Genomic DNA, 18,739 nt, shown 5'->3' on the forward strand with positions numbered 1-18,739 from the left:
GTATTCCTTTTGAGCAACTCGCTGTTGCTTTTCTATAGGCGCTAATACTTTAGGCTTTAATACTGTGCTTGGTAGTTCACTAAAATTATAGAAAAATATCATCAATTTAAATAGCAAGCTTAATTTATCACGACGTAACTTGTCCTTCTAAAGCGATTCTATGATTTAGGCGTTGTAGTTGTAATAAAACATGTCGCCATTTTAAAAGCTGACTGGCTAAATTGTGCTGTGTGGAATCTGATTTGAGTGAGTTTTGAATAAAGTTTAAACCCAAATCTGCAAACTTTTCAGCAAAATCATCCAGTTTAACCAGATCATCCATATCCAGTTTTGAACGACCTGTATTTGCATAGAATTCAAACAAGGCTTGTGATTCCAAGATCAAAAGGTCTAATGCAGATAAATGTTGCTGATGTTTCCATTGTTTTTTTTGTTCGAGCAATTTTTCAATTCGACCAGTAATCAGCTCAACCAAGCTACTTTTCTTCTGTACAGGATGATCATAATCCAGACTGAATATTTTTAAACCTTTTGGCGTTGTTAAAAACACACTACATGGAATGAATTGAATCTGTTGCTGTGTTGCTTCGATACGCACCAATGTTGCGATAATTTTTTCATTATGAATCAGTTGGGTGAGATGTTTAATTCGTGCACGGTATTCTGGTTCTATCGGAATGACCAGCTTGAGTGCTCTATTTTCATCGTCAGTAATACGGTATTCAAAGTATTGCTCTAGTTCGTTGAGTTCAGGCGCTGTGATACTTTTATGGCGAAGCAGTACATAACGTGATTTAAGCTGTTCTAGGCTTGAATGCGGAACAAGCATTTGCTGTAAAGATTGCCATGTTGAAATGCCAATATTCATCTGTTCTAAGTCAGATTGGCTGAGTGCATTCAACAAGCCTTTTGGTAAAAAACGAGTATCTGTGCTGGCACTCAGTTGTGTATCTGAACTGGATTTTGCATGGGTTAGTTCAAGTTGATGTTGGAGTAAAAAGCTGAGAGAACTTCCCCAAATTCCAGTATTGGCTGCACTGTGCATATCAAAGGTACGGTCTAAATGATTGGCACGTGCCTGAGTCACTTCTTTGAGTTGTTGCTCTTTTGCATCCCAGAAGCACACTGTTAGACCATGTGCACCACTCTCTGTATTCCACCATTCACAACCAAGCGGGATCAGATGTGCTATGCTTTCTTGTTGATAGTCGCGTTGTACAGCACCACGAAGTTGTCGCAATGCTTCGGCTTGAACATCTGGATTTAAATGCTCGATTTCTGACAGTGCAGCCAAATAGGCATACAAATGTGCCAATTGATTAAAAATCTGCTGCTCATCAACCTGTACATCTGCTTCCAAAAACTGCTTCATTGAGCCATGTAAGGCACGCAATAAGCTCCCTAAACGTGGTAAGTTTTGTGCGCGTGCTTGCATATTTAAAATATGCAGTGACATGACCATTTCTTTGGCCAGATGTGACAAACCTTGCTGAATAAAGTTTTGACAAATGATTTTAAGTTCTTGGATCAATACCTGATCATCCGGCGAAAGTTGCTGTGTAGGATGATGATGTTGCGCTGTTGTATCAATTGACCATTGCCATTTTTCAGGGGCATTTTTCAGAAATAAATAAGCAATACATGCCAAATGCCCCGCAACTTTTTGTTTGTCTGCAATTTCTGACAACATGCCTTCAAACCCTGTTGCGGGGTAGAGAACAACTGGATTGGGACTTAAATCGGTTTGAAAAGTGATTTTATGTTCTTGAATATCAATTTGACAGGATTCAGGTTGCAGCAACCAATTTTGTACAAATTCATAGGCCAAACGAATATTGGCTTTGCCTGCTTGTTTTTGGATTTTGCTTGGATCAAATTCTAAAACAGTTTCAAGGGCTGACGTTGTGGCTTGCTCAGATATTTTACCGTGTTGAGATGTTTCCTGTTGAGTTAGTGATACTGCATTTTCTAGATTATTGTTAGGGCTATTTTCACTTGGGCTATTTGCGGTAGCCAGTAGTGTTTCATGTTCCTGAACCCATAAAATACTGCTGAGAATATGTTTACAACAGCCTTGTGCTGAACAATTACACAGTGCTTTGGTGATGCCTTCAAAGGGCAGTTTAACCTCACATTCTTCGACTTTAAATACCAGTTGATCGTGCTCTTGTTGTAGTAGTTCAACAGCATCTAAGGCTTTACGGGCACGACGTAGAAGACCAGCATTGCTATGCATGGTTAGGCTGTCTTCATCGTATTGGGTATAAATATGCCAACTCATTGCATCACCTCTGCAAACCATGTCGCTAAATGTTCAGGGGTCATTGCTGCGATTTGCATACCGCGTTCTTGGAGTTTTTGTGCCATATTGATGTCATAAACAGGATTAGCTGCTTGATCCAGCGCCGCAAGCCCAAGCAGTTTGCAGCCTTGTTGGTTGAGTTGACTGGTGGTGTTGAGCATTTGTTGAACGGATGCACCTTCTTCAAAGTCACTGATCAAGACTAAAATACTGCGATTGGGTTGTTTAATCTTTTTTTGACAGTATTGCAAAGCTTGACCAATGTTGGTTCCGCCACCGAGTTGAATGGTCAGTAAGACTTCAACTGGGTCATGTGCCAAATGGCTTAAATCAACAATTTGGGTGTCAAACAGGACCAGACTCATATTGACCGCAGGGAGGGCTGCCAAAATACTGGCACATACTGCTGCATACATGATCGAATCCATCATTGAGCCACTTTGGTCGACACACAGTACAATTTCCCATGGCAAATGTTTCTGTACACGGGCATTAAAATAAGGGGTTTGGATAATCAGTTTTTGTAAATCAGGCTGATAATTCTTGAGATTGGCTTGAATGGTCCGTTTCCAATCAAAGTTTTGTGCCTGTTTAAGATGTGAACGCTTAAAACGATTACGACGACCTTGTAGCGCTTTTAAAAATTGTGTGCGGATTTTTTGTAAGAGTTCTTCCACGACTTTTTGAATTAATTCTCGAATCGCATCTTTCATTTCATTGCTTAAACGACCACGCATACTCAGCAAAGCTTTAGCCACTGCAGGGTTGGGTTCAAGTTGTCTTACATGCTCTGGGTTTTTAAATAACTCAGTTAACTCATAGCGTTCTATGGCTTGTTTTTGCATACGTTCAAAGGTCGATTTTGGGAACAGTTTTCGACTTTGGTTGAGCCAGTTAATCGCGTTAAGCTGCGAGGCTTCCAAACCGCCATGGCGATTTTTCCCTTGTTGGATGCCACGACGCTTATATTCATTTTGGTAGAGATAATCGAGGTTGCGCTCAAGTTTTAGTTGATCGCCTGACAATGCCGCTGCTGATAAATTCTGGTCGGCATAGCGACCGAGCATCAAGCGCCAACGGCGTGCTTGATCCATTGCATCAAGAGAAGCGGGGGTATCTGAGTTTTCATCAAGATTTGGTTCAGGAGGTAATTGACTCATTCATTCACTCCTTGTTGTTCTGGATTGAGTTGTTTTGAGCGATTGCTTGCCCAGCGATCTAAGTGATCATATTCAAATATTTTTTGCAGTTGCTGGTTAAGTTGTATGCCTTGGAATACATCCTGTTCCCCAATATGACTGAGTACCTGATCGAGAATGACATCCTCGCCAAGTCCTGTGGTTTTTGCGATAATTTTCGATACTTTGGTGCTTTGCTTTGGGGTGAGCTGACTAAAGATATAGCGTAAATCAGGTAAAATCCGAATAAAGGTATCTTCCGTCCAATGACTGACCAATTGGTGAAGTGCATCAATTGCAACCTTGGATTGCACAAAGATTTCAGGCGCAATAAAAAACATGCCATGTAGGTATTGCACAGCATCTTCAGGATCACTTCCCACTGCAAAAGCCAGTTGTAATTGTTGTTGAAGCTGATTTTGCTCAATTTGATGGTCTAAAAACTGCAAAGTATGCAGCGCACCTTTGAGTGAACTAAGATGAAATTCATCAATTTTTGCCAGATCAATTTGGCTATACATCAGTTCCAGTAAATCTACATCTTGTGCAGTTACAACTGCATGCTGTAGTGAAAGATTTCGTTGCTTGATATTTAAAATCAGCTCATGCAAGGTTTTTAAGTTACTCAGATTTTGTTCAATTTTTTCTTCATGGGTATCGTAAATTTGATCAAGTAAAAAACAGGCCTGATAGACGGCAAAACTTAAACTTTGTATCACGATAGTTTCGGGTAAATTTAACAGCTTGTGGCCATGCCACAAATAATACAATTGCTGTGCTGCACCAATCACTGAGGCAAGGTTTTGATCGCTTTCTAAAAAAGTATCGAGTTGTTGACGGAGCAATTCTAAATGTTGCTTTAATCCTAAGCGACACGCCAAAGCCAGCAATTTGGCAGTTTCAAAGGCAGATTGCCCGACACCTTTTGCTTCATTTTCTTGCTGTAGTTTAATAATTTTAAGCAGTGCAATTTGTTCGAGTTGATTGCCCATTTCTGCCAGTTCAATCAAACGTGCTTCAACACTAGGTGTCCATGCATAACGCCATTCCTCAAACAGCAAATCCAGACTGGCACCTTGTACAAAATCTGGACCTGAAATACGTTGAGCAAAATTACAGCCGACAAATTCCAGTAAATGCAAATATTGGCTAATGTCCTGATGTAAAGGTTTACGATAAATATCGAGTTTTCGATTGCGTAAGATGGTGTCATTTAAATTGAAACGATAAGCTTTAATCTGTTGATAGGTATTTTGTAATAATGCAGGGCTGTGCTGATTTTGAGCAACCTTACCAAGCTGTTGCCCACTTAAAAACTGAAAAATCAGGGTAAATAAATGCTGTTGTCCATCATCCATTTCCCCTTTGATTAAGGCGGATTGTAAGGCATCGAGGAGGTCATAACGGCTCGGTTGATAATGCCCTCGAAGGCAAGCCAATTGCCAAGCAAGTTCAGCGGTATTTTTTAGTGCGATATAAGGCGTTACATCCAGTGCATTTTCTTGGTTTAAAAAATGGCACAACTCATTTAAATATTGAAAAAATTGCAGTTGCGTCTGTTCAACCGTTGGGTTGTTTGCAGATTTTAAATTTTGCCAATGTTGTTGATAATATGCAGGAGAGGGCATACCTGAAGCATAGCCATTTAAAGCATCTAAACGATCGAAACTATAGCGAATCAGCCAAGCTTGCTCTTGCCAGTTTTGCTTTTGATCTTGGACAATAAAACGTTCTGCTTGCTGTGGGGCTGCTAGATTTTCAATTAAGGCAAGACTATGAAAGCCACCCGTGATCACCAAAAGTTTATGCTTGGGATCAATACTGTCTTGGATGCAATTCCACATCACATCTTCACGATGTAATGAAGCATCTTGCAAAAGTACCTCACGCTCATAATCCAAACGTGCCAATGAACACCAAGCAAAAACATCATCAAAAAAAGTTTGAGCATGTTGCAGTTGTTCAACATTTTGCAGCTCGAATAAATGATCCCAAAGTTCATCGTGATTTCGGCAATGCATGGTTTCAGCAAGTTTTTGGATATATTGGCTATGCGCAAAATAACGTTCAGACAGCAAACTTTTTTGTTGCCAGTCCAAATCGGACTGTTGTGTTTTTAAGGCACTTTGTTTTGCCCAATCCAAGTCAATAAATTTAACATCTGCTTGAATGTGTTTTGCCTGTTGGATGGCGACCCATTCAGGGGAGTATTCACAAAAAGGGAAGTAGGCAGAAAAGATTTCTGGTTGAACCGCGTCATCACTTTCATGTTCTTCACCAGCACTCTCTTTATTTGCAGCGCCTTTTTTGGGTGAGGTTTTATTTGAAGAGCGTTGGGCTTGTGCAAATATGGCCACAGGAGGCTGAGTGGCTTGGTTCTGTAAGCTTTCAATTAAAAACTCAAAACTTGTTGGTGCTTCGATTAAAATGTGTGTGGGCTTCAGCTCATCGATATATTGTTTTAGCGCGTATGCACAAGCGGGGCTATGATGACGGATTGGCGCAAAAAAAACGTTTTGCTTTGCCATTTGCTGTTTCAGGTGAAATGCCTGTTTTAAGCGTTCAGGCATTTCACCTCTATCTCTATTTCGATCCAGCAGCTGCATGATTAAAACTCTCGACTGGCGTCATAGAAACTTTTCCAGTCGGCATCTTTACGTGCACGCTCTTTCACCACAGTATCCAGATAGTAACGTAGGCGTTTAGCGTCATCTGGATTATCTTTAAACACAACTCCAATCAATTGTTGTGCGAGGTGTTCTGCTTTTAATTTTCCATCACTGAGATAAATGGCTTGTAGACCTGCCGCATGGGCAATATTGACCGCTTCAGCCGTAGACATAACAGCATCAGGCGTTTTAAGTGTTGCGCCTTGCAGACTTTGTCCTGTTCTGAGCTCATTGAAAATGGTCACCAAGAGTTCGATAACTTCTGGGCGAACTTGGATTTCACTGTATAAATCAGCAAGCTGGTTCTTAAGTTGTAATCCCACCAGTTCGATTTCAAATTTTTGATCACGAATTGGTTTTACTGTTTCAAAGTTAAAGCGGCGCTTTAATGCTGCTGACATTTCATGTACGCCACGATCACGCAAGTTTGCTGTTGCGATGATGTTAAATCCTTGTGTCGCTTGCAAACTAAAATCTTGTCCCATTTCAGGGATCATCATTTGCTTCTCAGACAGTAAAGACACCAACACATCCTGAATTTCAGGTGGACAACGGGTGATTTCTTCAAAGCGGGCAATTTGTCCGTTTTTCATGGCATAGAAGAGCGGAGAGGGAATCAGTGATTTATCTGTTGGTCCTTCCGATAAAAGGAGTGCGTAGTTCCAAGAATATTTAATATGGTCTTCGGTTGTCCCTGCTGTCCCTTGAATTGTGAGCTGAGAATTGGCTGAAATGGCAGCACTAAATAGCTCTGAAAGCATCGATTTTGCTGTACCTGGTTCACCCACCAGCATCAAACCCTGATTGCCCATCAACGTAACCAAGGCACGGTCAACTAAAGCATCATCGCCATAAAACTTTTTTTGAATATCCAGCTTGGCATCACCCAAGATAAATGAGCGAACAGCGTAAGCAGAAAGTTGCCAACCTGCTGGCTTTCTATGTTGATCTTGTTCTTTTAAGCGTTCTAGTTCCGCTTGATATTTTTGTTCTGAACTGTGCTTAATTTGATTTTGAAAATTTTGCTTCATAATGATTCTATATATATTTTATCCAATGAATCTATCATAACTGGCAAAGGCTGAGATGACCACTGGTACATAAGTTGTTCGCGACAAATTGTGACATCTGTTTGTTATAAAAAGTATTTTTAAGTAAATTGAGTGCTGTAATTGCAAGTGAACTAGGGTTAGATTGTTTATAATTGTATAGTATGATGATCTGTATTGAAATTTTGTGAAATAGTGATTGTATTGATTCGTGAATCAGTACATTAATGTAAGCGTTGAGAAACTATTTAATACAAGCTTTAGTGTTTGAAAAACCACAGTTACGAGGGTGCACATGGCAAATTCTAATAAAAAACAATCAGGCGGATTTATTTCAAATGCTTTTGGCGTGGCCAAAAAGTTAAGCGAAACAGGCTTAAGTGTGATCAATCATGTTGCTCCTGGTACCGTGAGTAAATTGAGCCACAGTCCTAAAGATGAATCCGTTGTACAAGGTACTGCTCAAGAAAAGAGTGCTTTTGAAGGTAAACAATATGAAAATCCTCAACAAATGCTACGGGAACATCTCCCCAATGTAACCGGGCAGCTTTTGGGGAAACATTATAAAAAAATCAATAATGTCGCTTCGTTTATTTCACCAGATTTAAACGATAAATTGTCTGATTTTATTTTTGATAAGCTGAATGAGTTTGTTTCAGAACTGACTTCTGTAGAAGCTGTTCTAAAGGAAGTGGGTGCAAAAAGCTTGGTAGAATTGGCCAAGGATCCTGAACGTTCACAACGGATCAGTACTGCGCTGGCGAATCAGAATAAAATTATTGCTGCAATTCAAGGTACAGTGACAGGTGCGTTTGGCGGCTTAGGCGCAATTCTTGATGTACCTAGTTCACTGGCTTTGGCACTCCGAAGTGTTTATCACACTGGGCGAGCGCATGGTTTTGAGTTGAATGCAAAAGATCATGCTGTTGTTGAATACATTTTTAAACAAATTGATCTAGGCTCTGTTGCTGAAAAACACGCATTGATGGCGGCAATACGAACTTTTGCAGGGGTGTTGCAAACCCACAATGTGAGCCAATTGCAACAACTGTTAGGTTCAAGCAATGATATAGAGCTGTTAAAAAAATGGGTGGCAAATGAGGATGGTACATTTAAGTTGCCATGGATGAATAATCTTCCACATTTTAGCCTGTTGACACGACTTACCCCCTTAGCCACGATGGGCATTAGTGCTGCATATAGCTGGAAACTGGTCGATGATGCTACCGATAAAGCTCAAATCGTATTTTCTGGTGCAAGGCAATATCTGCTACAGCATTCTGATGAAAAAATTGATGTATTAGATGCTTATGAAAAATTTAGTCAATTGATCTCAGACGCGCATCCGTTGCTTTTAGAAGCCAGCAAAGCAGAAACGCTTGCTGAGAAAGTCGAGCCTCAGGTTGAAAATGAAGCAATTACTCATGTTGAAGTGAAAGAAAAAACCAGTGAAGCTGTTGAAGTCTCCAATACTGAGCAAGAAGTTGAGCAGGGGATTCAAAAACTGGCTGAAACGCACATTGAAGATAAACATGCGAGTCAACAGCAAGACAAAGCGACACCCGTAAAACCTCGACGTACCGCGCAAAAGAAAGTCGCAGCAGTGGAGACCACTACAGCGAAAGCAACTGATGTGGCGAAAACATCGACTACTGCAAAAACTGTAACAAAAAAGCGTACCCCGGTAAAAGCCAAAGCGACTACAGAAAATACGGTAAAAGCGTCTGAAAAAACGCAAGAAGCTACTGAAACAAAATCAGAAAGTAAGCCTGAGTAAGTTGAATCATTCATTTAGCCAAAGCTTGAAATGGTCAATATTTGACACCATGTTGAATGTTGACCATTTTTACTTCTTGGCTTACAATTGCATGCCCTCAAAAAGTGGTAATTTTTTGAGGCTTTTTATTAACGGGAGAATTGCCATATGGCAACAACAAATCAGTTGATCCGTAAGGGTCGCACAACTTTGATTGAAAAATCAAAAGTTCCTGCGTTGAAGGCTTGTCCACAACGTCGTGGTGTTTGTACACGTGTTTATACAACTACACCTAAAAAACCTAACTCAGCAATGCGTAAAGTTTGCCGTGTTCGCTTAACTTCAGGTTTCGAAGTTTCTAGCTATATCGGTGGTGAAGGCCATAACCTACAAGAGCACAGTGTTGTTCTTATCCGTGGTGGTCGTGTTAAAGACTTACCAGGTGTACGTTACCATACCGTTCGTGGTTCTTTGGACTGTGCTGGTGTTAAAGATCGTAACCAGTCTCGTTCAAAATACGGTACTAAACGTCCTAAGAAATAATCTGTTAAAGATTAGCTTCTTAAGAATATAGAGCCGCAATCCTTTATCGTCTCGCTTGTCTGATTTCTGCATTAATTTTGTGAAATTCAAGCGACGTGTAGTAAGGCCAGCGAATAGCACACGACACTTTGTGCTGATGCTGGATAAACCTGAAGTGTCATATTTATAGGTAGATTAAAATGCCAAGACGTCGCGTAGTCGCTGCTCGTGAAATCCTTCCGGATCCTAAGTTCAGTAGCCAAACAATCGCTAAATTCATGAACCACGTAATGCAAGATGGTAAAAAGTCTATTGCTGAAAGTATCGTTTACGGTGCTTTAGACCGCGTTCAAGAAAAAAATAAAGTAGACCCAGTTGAATTTTTCGAGACTACTCTTGAAAAAGTTCGTCCTATGGTCGAAGTAAAAGCACGCCGTGTTGGTGGTGCTACTTATCAGGTACCTATGGAAGTACGCCCATCCCGTCGTACTGCCCTAGCTATGCGTTGGTTGGTAGATGCTGCTGCTAAGCGTTCTGAAAAAACTATGGCGTTACGTCTTGCTGGTGAGTTGCTTGATGCAGCTGAAGGTAAAGGCGCAGCGATCAAAAAACGTGAAGATGTGCACCGTATGGCTGAAGCTAACAAAGCCTTCTCTCACTACCGCTTCTAAGCGGCTAAAACAGTCCCTAATCAGGAGAATACTCATGCGTACTGCAGCACGATTTAACATCGCCCTCTACCAAAGTGGGGGATTTGCGGGTATTTAAGTTGCCCATTACGTATCGAGTATCCGTACGCATCAATGCTTCATTGATGCGTCCTGTTTTAAACAACAAAATTTAGGAATGCAAGAAATCATGGCTCGTCAAACCCCAATTTCTCGTTATCGTAACATTGGTATTTCTGCGCACATTGATGCCGGTAAAACTACAACTACTGAACGTATTTTGTTCTACACAGGTGTATCTCACAAAATTGGTGAAGTACATGACGGTGCAGCAACAATGGACTGGATGGAACAAGAGCAAGAACGTGGTATTACAATCACTTCAGCTGCTACGACTTGTTTCTGGTCTGGTATGGGCAAGCAGTTCCCTGAACACCGTATCAACGTAATTGATACACCGGGACACGTAGACTTCACAATCGAAGTTGAACGTTCTATGCGTGTTCTTGACGGTGCGTGCATGGTTTACTGTGCTGTAGGTGGTGTTCAACCTCAGTCAGAAACTGTATGGCGTCAAGCAAATAAATATAAAGTGCCTCGTTTAGCATTCGTGAACAAGATGGACCGTACTGGTGCAAACTTCTTCCGTGTTGTTGAACAAATGCGTACTCGTTTAGGTGCTCATCCTGTACCTGTAGTGATTCCAATTGGTGCTGAAGAAAATTTCCAAGGTGTTGTTGACCTGATCGAAATGAAAGCAATCATTTGGGATGAAGCTTCTCAAGGTATGCAGTTCGAATATGGTGATATTCCTGCTGATCTTCAAGCATCTGCTGAAGAATGGCGCACCAATATGGTTGAAGCTGCTGCAGAAGCATCTGAAGAGTTGATGGACAAATACCTAGAAGAAGGTGATCTTTCTAAAGAAGACATCGTTGCAGGTATTCGTACGCAAACTTTGGCTGGCGAAATCCAACCAATGCTTTGTGGTACAGCATTCAAAAACAAAGGTGTTCAACGTATGTTGGATGCTGTAATTGAATTCTTACCATCGCCTACAGAAGTTAAGCCTATCGAAGGTATTCTTGACGACAAAGCTGAAACTAAAGCGATTCGTGAAGCATCTGATGAAGCTCCGTTCTCTGCATTAGCGTTCAAAATCATGAACGATAAGTTCGTAGGTAACTTGACTTTCGTACGTGTTTATTCTGGTGTTCTTAAACAAGGCGACCCAGTATATAACCCAGTTAAGTCTAAACGTGAACGTATTGGCCGTATCGTACAAATGCACGCAAATGATCGTCAAGACGTTGAAGAAATTCGCGCTGGTGACATCGCTGCATGTGTAGGTCTTAAAGACGTAACAACTGGTGATACGCTTTGTGATGAGAAAAACATCATTACACTAGAGCGTATGGAATTCCCAGAGCCAGTAATTTCTCTTGCTGTTGAGCCGAAAACTAAGGCTGACCAAGAAAAAATGTCTATCGCTCTTGGTCGTTTGGCTAAAGAAGATCCATCGTTCCGTGTACGCACAGACGAAGAATCTGGTCAAACGATTATTGCGGGTATGGGTGAGCTTCACCTTGACATCCTTGTTGACCGTATGAAGCGTGAATTTAACGTTGAAGCGAACATTGGTAAACCAATGGTTGCTTACCGCGAAACAATCAAAAAGAGTGTTGAGCAAGAAGGTAAATTCGTACGTCAAACAGGTGGTAAAGGTAAATTCGGTCATGTATATGTTCGTTTAGAGCCTATGGATGTTGAAGAAGCTGGTAAAGAATACCAATTCGCTGAAGAAGTTGTAGGTGGTGTAGTACCTAAAGAATTCTTCGGTGCGGTTGACAAAGGTATTCAAGAACGTATGAAGAATGGTGTATTGGCTGGTTACCCTGTTGTGGGTATCAAAGCGACATTATTTGATGGTTCTTACCATGATGTCGATTCTGACGAATTATCGTTCAAAATGGCAGGTTCTTACGCATTCCGTGATGGTTTCATGAAAGCAGATCCTATCTTGCTTGAACCAATCATGAAAGTTGAAGTAGAAACTCCAGAAGACTACATGGGCGATATCATGGGTGACTTAAACCGTCGTCGTGGTATGGTTCAGGGTATGGACGACTTACCTGGCGGTACTAAAGCAATTCGTGCTGAAGTTCCACTTGCTGAGATGTTTGGTTACGCGACTCAAATGCGTTCTATGTCTCAAGGTCGTGCGACATATTCTATGGAATTTGCTAAATATGCTGAAACTCCACGTAACGTGGCTGAAGGCATCATTTCTAAATTCCAGTCTGGCGGTAAAAAAGGTGACGACGAGTAATCTTTCGATTACTATAAGCCCAAACTAATTCATAGTTAAAAACCAAGTGCTCATGCAGTGACCCTGCATGAGTAGTTTAAAAAGGAAGCTCTCATGGCTAAGGCTAAGTTTGAACGTAATAAGCCACACGTAAACGTGGGTACAATTGGTCACGTCGACCATGGTAAAACAACTTTAACTGCTGCAATTGCAACAATTTGTGCAAAAACTTACGGCGGTGAAGCTAAAGACTACGCAGCAATCGATTCTGCACCAGAAGAAAAAGCACGTGGTATTACAATTAATACTTCACACGTAGAATACGATTCTCCAATTCGTCACTACGCTCACGTAGACTGCCCAGGTCACGCCGATTATGTTAAAAACATGATTACTGGTGCTGCTCAGATGGACGGTGCGATCCTTGTATGTGCTGCGACTGATGGTCCAATGCCACAAACTCGTGAACACATCCTTCTTTCTCGCCAAGTAGGTGTACCTTATATTCTTGTATTCCTTAACAAGTGTGACCTTGTTGATGACGAAGAATTACTTGAATTGGTAGAAATGGAAGTTCGTGAACTTCTTTCTACTTATGACTTCCCAGGTGATGACACACCTATCATCCGTGGTTCAGCACTTGCTGCACTTAATGGTGATGCTGGTCAATATGGCGAATCAGCTGTACTTTCACTTGTTGAAGCGCTTGATTCTTATATTCCAGAACCAGAACGTGCTATCGATAAAGCATTCTTGATGCCAATCGAAGATGTATTCTCTATTTCTGGTCGTGGTACAGTGGTAACAGGTCGTGTAGAATCTGGTATCGTTAAAGTCGGCGAAGAAGTTGAAATCGTTGGTATCAAAGATACAGTTAAAACAACTGTAACTGGCGTAGAAATGTTCCGTAAACTTCTTGACGAAGGTCGTGCGGGCGAGAACTGTGGTGTTCTTCTACGTGGTACTAAGCGTGAAGACGTACAACGTGGTCAAGTACTTGCTAAACCAGGTACAATCAAGCCGCACACTAAATTCGACGCAGAAGTATATGTACTTTCTAAAGAAGAAGGTGGTCGTCATACTCCGTTCCTTAACGGTTACCGTCCACAGTTCTACTTCCGTACAACTGACGTAACTGGCGCAATCCAATTACAAGACGGCGTTGAAATGGTTATGCCAGGTGACAACGTTGAAATGTCAGTAGAACTAATTCACCCAATCGCAATGGACCCAGGTCTACGTTTTGCGATCCGTGAAGGTGGTCGTACAGTTGGTGCTGGTGTAGTTGCTAAAGTAACTGCATAATCGCTGATTGTGTAAAAAGAGCGCTCCTTTGGGGCGCTTTTTTTATGGATAAAATAAAGCGTCTAAAAATTGTTAGACAATACCCATCAAAAGCTGTCCTTAACTGATATTTGTGTGACCTAATCTGCAATTATTAAACTTTCATAAAAACGTAATATAAAGAAAGAGAAAAACAAACATAAAGAATTTAAGTGAAACTCACTTAATAGGAGGAATCGCAATGAATGCAAAAGTGAATATTTCAAACCGTGCTGGTGCGTCTTTCCCTGTACGTCGTATGGATTTTAATTTTGACGATGTACCTGAATATTGGGCAAGTGGTTCAGCGGGTATTACACATTTCATGACTGCATTGTCAGCATTGTTCCCAGATGGTGAAAAACTTTTTATCGATTCTGTGCGTGCAGTACGTTATCACCCTGCGATTAAGGACAATGAAGCATTACAAAAAGAGATCAGTGCTTTTATTGGACAAGAAGCCATGCACACCAAAGAGCATGAAAACTTTAATGCTTCAGCAAAAAAGTTTGGTCATGATGTTGAGAAATACGAGCGTGAAACAGGTGTGTTAATTCAAGGCGCACGTAAATGGTTTGCACGTGTAGTCAGGCCTTTTGGTATGACTCAAGAAATGGTGGATTTAACTGCGACCACTGCATTAGAGCATTTTACTGCAACAATTGCTTCGCAACTGCTGGTCAATGGGCATATTCAAAAGTTAATGACTGATCCAACCATGTCGTATATGTGGTATTGGCATGCTGTTGAAGAAAATGAACATAAAGCAGTGGCTTATGATGTCTATGAAGCAGTGTTTGGTAAAGGTATCAAGGCTTATGGCTTACGTACCACGGCTTTAGTTTTTGCAATGGTACTCATCTTTATGGCGCAATCCTCTTTTGTGGTGCGTTTATTAAAAGAAGATGGCAAGCTCAATCTAAAAGAGCTCGGTATTATTTATAAATATGCTTATAGCCCATCTAAAGGCATTATCACAGGAATGACCAAAGAAATGTTGGCATACTTTAAGCCAGGTTTTCATCCAAATGATCTCGACACAGTGAGTTTGCTTGAGACATGGAAATCGAAACTGGGGCTGTAACGCTTAAAGTCAGTATTTTGGTTAAGGAGCAACAATTGTTGCTCTTTTTTATTAGACTTATTGGTTTAATTTCTTATAATTCATTTTTTATATTGAGTTGATGAACGCAGATGATTCGTTTAATGCAATCTTCAGATCTGCACGCTGTTTCTCAAATTGAAGACTTGGTACAAAGTCATCCTTGGAAAAAAAGTCAATTTGAAGAGTCTATAACAAGTTATTTAAGTACGGTGATTGAGCAAGACCATCAAGTGGTGGGCTTTTGTATTCTGCAACCTGTTTTAGATGAAGCCAATTTATTACTTATGGCCATTCATCCGAGCCAGCAGGGTAAAGGATTAGGCTATCAACTGTTAGATGAATCGATTGCATTATTAAAAAATAATCCAGTACAAATCTTTCTGGAAGTGCGTGAGTCAAATAAAGCTGCGATTGCGCTGTATGAAAAAGCCAACTTTCATCAAATTGATTTAAGAAGAAATTATTATCCAAATCAACAGGGCGGCCGTGAACATGCAATTATTATGGTCAAAGCCTGTAGTGATGATTTTTCAAAGTTATTTAAATAAGCTCTAATAATTTATAGAATGCTTACAGCGAAAGCCGATTATTTGATAATCGGCTCATTCCATTCTGAGGGCAGGGTGGTCATCAACATATCGCCTAACTCTTGAATTTCTTTGGCTTCCAAGTGACGATTGATCCGTCGCCATTGTCCATCTAATAATAATTCAAATGGTGCATATTGAGATTTGTAATTCATTTTCTCAGCATGTGGAACCCAATACCCGAGGTAAACAAAATCTAGATTCAACGATTTTACATATTCAATTTGTTTGAGAATCGCAAAAACCCCCAGTGAACGCTTACTTTCATTTGGATCAAAGAAGGTATAGACCGCAGAAACACCATCATCCAATTGATCACAGGTAGAGACACTAATTAAACGATCATCTTTCCACAGTTCAAGGAAAAAACTGTTGGTACAACTGTGAATCAGGAATTTTTCAAATTGGTCATAACTGGGTGGGAACATATCACCATCGGCGTGTCTTTCAATAATATAACGCTCGTACAGATGATAATGCGTTTGTGTGGCCTCTTGGGTCGAAATAATTTTAACGGTTAAATCTTGATTGCGTTTCCAGGCTTTTTTCTGAGCACTGCTCATTTTAAATTCAGTCACTGGCACCCGACAAGATAAGCATTGGCGGCAAAGATGGCATTCAGGGCGATAAACAAAATCACCACTGCGTCTAAAACCTACACGCGATAATTCGGAAAGTGTGACAACATCAATACGATGTACAGGGTCGAGAAACACCATACGGGCAGATTTATTTTCTAGATAACTGCAATCATGCGGTGGTGTAATATAGTACTGTAAGTCGTTTAATAGGGACTTAGGATGATAAGAATTCATAAATCATGTCCCTCCTTTTATTTTCATTCCATTAAGCGCGATAAAATCGCTATTGTTTTACTTGAAAATACACGCTCTTGATAACTTTTCCAATCTATAGAGGGTTGTTTTATTACATCTTGTAACGATTTAAGGTATTCATGGCGAGAAAGTGTACAAGCACCGAGGCTGAGTAAGTGATCATTGACCAACTGACAGTCAATCCACGGTAAATTATTTTCTCGGCCCAATAACATCAGTGTGTAAAAAGCCATTTTGGAAACATCGGTTTGAGTGCTAAACATCGACTCACCAAAACAACCATGGCCAATCGCCACACCATACAGCCCACCTACAATTTTATCTTGATCCCAGACTTCAACACTATAGGCATAACCAGCTTCAAATAGTTGGCAATAACCGTGAATAATCTCCTCAGAAATCCACGTTTCATCCGCATAGCTACGTGGGAGCGAACAAGAACGGATGACCTGTTCAAAAGCATGATTGATGGTAATTTTATAATCAAACTTTTTCATATTTCGCAGTAGTGATTTACTTGGATGATAATCCTGAGGGCGAATGATGCAACGGGGCTCTGGACACCACCAACAAATTGGTTCACCTTCGGAAAACCATGGAAATAAACCATGCGTATAAGCTTCAAATAATGTAGAAGGCGCTAAGTCTGCGCCTATACAAATCAAGCCTTGTTCATCTGGATCAGCTTCTATTGGATCTGGAAAAATAAATTGTGAAAGGGGGAGTTGATTCACGAGAATTCATCAATAAAAAAGATCAGCTTTATCTTAGCTGATCATGTGATTAAATGTCTAAACAGACCTTATGCAAAAAGTTTCAAATGTTTTGCAATTTTGAGTTTGTCACTATCTAGAAAGAATTGGGCTTTCTCTTGAATGACTTCAAGGCTGGTTTTTGGATCCGAAACGGTATTGCCTTGTTGATCCAATACCAGCCAGCCTAATTGAGTCAGCACGTCCCAAACATATTGTGCAAATTGTGCGGCAGAGTCTAGCCCATCGATAAAGTGAGCGCGATAGAAGAGTTGGGTAAACTGATCGGCTGGAATACCAATCCCTGTGAGTGGGCAGGCCAAAACTTGATAATTGGTATGATAGCTGGCTTGCTCAAGGAAATAACGATTTAATTTCTGAGCATGTTCAACCATATCTGGATTTGAAGCTGCCTGACAAGGTTGTGCCAAACCTAAGTGACATAAAATCACCAAGGCATTGAGTAGCTTAGAATAGGTAATATTAGGGATGGCCTGTTCAAGCTCTGCAATCGTCTGTGGTTTATAGTCAGATTGTTTAAAATAAGCACCGAGGGGTTGATAAATCTCTTGGATTAAATCGAACTCACCTAAGTATCCTGAAATTGTTTTTGGTAATTTTTCTGGTGCAGTTAATAAGACAAAAGCTGTATTTCTCAAGCGATGCTGAATTTCTAATGCAGTTAAGGTGTTCTTCCCGCGGATATATAAGTCTTTTCTAAATTGTGTGTTGGCAAAATAATCACGGCATTGCTCTTTAAAAACTGGATGTTCAATGGTGTTTAAAAATTGCTGATGTTGCTCACTAAAATTAATGTTATCTAGATGCGAATTCAAATCTGTTGAACCCGCATAGGTCAGTTTAATTTCTTCTAAGATTCGTACCACTTGTTGAAAAGAAAAACACTGCCAATCTTGATTTAAGTATTCGTGGATCAAGTAGTTGGGATTTTGTTTTTTTAAATCTTGTACTTTATTGAGTGCATTTGGATTTCTTTGGGCAAAGAGGGGATTTTGCGCTAACAGCTCTTCACTAAAGTTAAGTGAATCATTTACTTTTTGTAGCGGGTTGGTACTGGTGCTATTAAATTTAAAATGACTGTGAAATAACTCGCGGACTGGCATATTGGCAGCCCAACCGGTCAAGCAGTTATAGCTGATATAGACAATCCCATTGGGACTTAAAAACTTTCGGATAAATTGCAAAATAATATGTTGGTTTTCGTGGCTAATCCAACTCCATATCCCATGTAAACTAATCGAGTCAAACATCGGTAAGTCTTTGTTGAGTAACTCTTCAAAACTTGCATCATAGAAGTGATGCGGGACTTGATTTTGTTCAGCCAAGACATTGGCATGGGCAGCATGAGCAGGGTTAAAGTCTGTACCAAAAAATAAACCAAAACTGGATGCAGCATGAATATTTAGACTGACACCTTGACCAAAGCCGAGTTCACAATGTTTGTGACGTTCATTGGTAGGTGGGCAATCAACCCCATTGAGTAATAAGCAAAACTTTTGGTAATTCGGGCTTAAGTCTCTATAGTAACCATAGGTGTAATTTACTTCGGTCTGGTAGCCATCGGTCCACGCTGTTGTCATGTTTTTTCCTATAATTTGTATTCATTTAAACTCATTGTTCTTGTTTATTTATAAATCAAAAATAGACAAACCGCCATGTAGGC

Annotated in this window: 14 protein-coding genes; 7 read left to right on the forward strand and 7 right to left on the reverse strand. The window is 40.4% G+C overall.

The annotated features are described in order from the left end of the window. Positions 1 to 127 precede the first annotated feature (127 nt). Genes L3V46_RS04365 through L3V46_RS04380 form a run of 4 tightly spaced genes read right to left on the reverse strand, consistent with a single transcriptional unit; the run spans position 128 to position 7,180 of the window. Entirely contained in the window at positions 128 to 2,281 is a 2,154-nt protein-coding gene (locus tag L3V46_RS04365) for a hypothetical protein (RefSeq protein ID WP_239045010.1), read from the reverse strand. After that, a complete protein-coding gene (locus tag L3V46_RS04370) occupies positions 2,278 to 3,462 on the reverse strand; it encodes a VWA domain-containing protein (protein WP_151956472.1) in 1,185 nt (394 codons plus the stop codon). Before L3V46_RS04370 ends, L3V46_RS04365 begins: the two co-directional genes overlap by 4 nt. Further along, positions 3,459 to 6,086, reverse strand: coding sequence for a DUF5682 family protein (locus L3V46_RS04375; RefSeq protein ID WP_239045011.1), 2,628 nt, complete (start codon positions 6,084 to 6,086; stop codon positions 3,459 to 3,461). Before L3V46_RS04375 ends, L3V46_RS04370 begins: the two co-directional genes overlap by 4 nt. Positions 6,087 to 6,088: 2 nt before the next feature. Next, the gene (locus L3V46_RS04380) at positions 6,089 to 7,180 is read right to left on the reverse strand and encodes an AAA family ATPase (RefSeq protein WP_004817563.1); all 1,092 of its coding nucleotides are present in this window, start codon (positions 7,178 to 7,180) and stop codon (positions 6,089 to 6,091) included. Between the two features lie 313 nt (positions 7,181 to 7,493). Here L3V46_RS04380 and L3V46_RS04385 point away from each other — a divergent pair, with 313 nt between their 5' ends. The 7 genes from L3V46_RS04385 to rimI all read left to right on the forward strand — a co-directional run bounded on the left by L3V46_RS04385 (position 7,494) and on the right by rimI (position 15,428). Next, positions 7,494 to 8,975: an EcsC family protein gene (locus L3V46_RS04385; RefSeq protein WP_239045012.1), complete on the forward strand. Its 1,482-nt coding sequence runs from the start codon at positions 7,494 to 7,496 to the stop codon at positions 8,973 to 8,975. Positions 8,976 to 9,122: 147 nt separating this feature from the next. Then, positions 9,123 to 9,497, forward strand: coding sequence for a 30S ribosomal protein S12 (gene rpsL, locus L3V46_RS04390; RefSeq protein ID WP_004648013.1), 375 nt, complete (start codon positions 9,123 to 9,125; stop codon positions 9,495 to 9,497). Positions 9,498 to 9,676: 179 nt separating this feature from the next. After that, positions 9,677 to 10,147 carry a 30S ribosomal protein S7 gene (rpsG, locus tag L3V46_RS04395; protein WP_004655203.1) on the forward strand — a complete coding sequence of 157 codons (471 nt, stop codon included), beginning with the start codon at positions 9,677 to 9,679 and terminating at the stop codon, positions 10,145 to 10,147. 187 nt (positions 10,148 to 10,334) lie between these two features. Further along, positions 10,335 to 12,473: an elongation factor G gene (fusA, locus tag L3V46_RS04400; protein ID WP_004723654.1), complete on the forward strand. Its 2,139-nt coding sequence runs from the start codon at positions 10,335 to 10,337 to the stop codon at positions 12,471 to 12,473. 93 nt (positions 12,474 to 12,566) lie between these two features. Beyond that, entirely contained in the window at positions 12,567 to 13,757 is a 1,191-nt protein-coding gene (gene tuf / locus L3V46_RS04405; RefSeq protein ID WP_004723653.1) for an elongation factor Tu, read from the forward strand. A 220-nt stretch (positions 13,758 to 13,977) separates the two neighbouring features. Then, a complete protein-coding gene (locus L3V46_RS04410; RefSeq protein ID WP_239045013.1) occupies positions 13,978 to 14,859 on the forward strand; it encodes a metal-dependent hydrolase in 882 nt (293 codons plus the stop codon). Positions 14,860 to 14,969: 110 nt separating this feature from the next. Then, positions 14,970 to 15,428 (forward strand): ribosomal protein S18-alanine N-acetyltransferase, encoded by a 459-nt coding sequence (gene rimI / locus L3V46_RS04415; protein ID WP_239045014.1) that lies wholly within the window; start codon positions 14,970 to 14,972, stop codon positions 15,426 to 15,428. A 38-nt stretch (positions 15,429 to 15,466) separates the two neighbouring features. Here the strand turns inward: rimI and L3V46_RS04420 are convergent, their stop codons facing one another. From L3V46_RS04420 to L3V46_RS04430, 3 genes are all read right to left on the reverse strand, one after another. Beyond that, positions 15,467 to 16,282 carry an arginyltransferase gene (locus L3V46_RS04420; protein WP_004723650.1) on the reverse strand — a complete coding sequence of 272 codons (816 nt, stop codon included), beginning with the start codon at positions 16,280 to 16,282 and terminating at the stop codon, positions 15,467 to 15,469. 23 nt (positions 16,283 to 16,305) lie between these two features. Continuing rightward, the gene (aat, locus tag L3V46_RS04425) at positions 16,306 to 17,037 is read right to left on the reverse strand and encodes a leucyl/phenylalanyl-tRNA--protein transferase (protein ID WP_239045015.1); all 732 of its coding nucleotides are present in this window, start codon (positions 17,035 to 17,037) and stop codon (positions 16,306 to 16,308) included. Between the two features lie 68 nt (positions 17,038 to 17,105). Further along, a complete protein-coding gene (locus tag L3V46_RS04430; protein ID WP_234623079.1) occupies positions 17,106 to 18,656 on the reverse strand; it encodes a class I SAM-dependent methyltransferase in 1,551 nt (516 codons plus the stop codon). Between the last annotated feature and the right edge of the window lie 83 nt (positions 18,657 to 18,739).

This window comes from Acinetobacter sp. AG3 (assembly GCF_022343575.1).
Taxonomy (GTDB): Bacteria; Pseudomonadota; Gammaproteobacteria; order Pseudomonadales; family Moraxellaceae; genus Acinetobacter; species Acinetobacter guillouiae.

What these genes read in the sequence shown, in the direction of transcription:
- rpsG (WP_004655203.1), top strand. Translation starts at nt 9,677, where the DNA reads ATGCCAAGACGTCGCGTAGTCGCTGCTCGTGAAATCCTTCCGGATCCT.
- rimI (WP_239045014.1), top strand. Translation starts at nt 14,970, where the DNA reads ATGATTCGTTTAATGCAATCTTCAGATCTGCACGCTGTTTCTCAAATT.
- L3V46_RS04380 (WP_004817563.1), bottom strand. Translation starts at nt 7,180, where the DNA reads ATGAAGCAAAATTTTCAAAATCAAATTAAGCACAGTTCAGAACAAAAA.
- L3V46_RS04365 (WP_239045010.1), bottom strand. Translation starts at nt 2,281, where the DNA reads ATGAGTTGGCATATTTATACCCAATACGATGAAGACAGCCTAACCATG.
- L3V46_RS04420 (WP_004723650.1), bottom strand. Translation starts at nt 16,282, where the DNA reads ATGAATTCTTATCATCCTAAGTCCCTATTAAACGACTTACAGTACTAT.
- fusA (WP_004723654.1), top strand. Translation starts at nt 10,335, where the DNA reads ATGGCTCGTCAAACCCCAATTTCTCGTTATCGTAACATTGGTATTTCT.
- rpsL (WP_004648013.1), top strand. Translation starts at nt 9,123, where the DNA reads ATGGCAACAACAAATCAGTTGATCCGTAAGGGTCGCACAACTTTGATT.
- L3V46_RS04430 (WP_234623079.1), bottom strand. Translation starts at nt 18,656, where the DNA reads ATGACAACAGCGTGGACCGATGGCTACCAGACCGAAGTAAATTACACC.
- tuf (WP_004723653.1), top strand. Translation starts at nt 12,567, where the DNA reads ATGGCTAAGGCTAAGTTTGAACGTAATAAGCCACACGTAAACGTGGGT.
- L3V46_RS04370 (WP_151956472.1), bottom strand. Translation starts at nt 3,462, where the DNA reads ATGAGTCAATTACCTCCTGAACCAAATCTTGATGAAAACTCAGATACC.
- L3V46_RS04385 (WP_239045012.1), top strand. Translation starts at nt 7,494, where the DNA reads ATGGCAAATTCTAATAAAAAACAATCAGGCGGATTTATTTCAAATGCT.
- L3V46_RS04375 (WP_239045011.1), bottom strand. Translation starts at nt 6,086, where the DNA reads ATGCAGCTGCTGGATCGAAATAGAGATAGAGGTGAAATGCCTGAACGC.
- L3V46_RS04410 (WP_239045013.1), top strand. Translation starts at nt 13,978, where the DNA reads ATGAATGCAAAAGTGAATATTTCAAACCGTGCTGGTGCGTCTTTCCCT.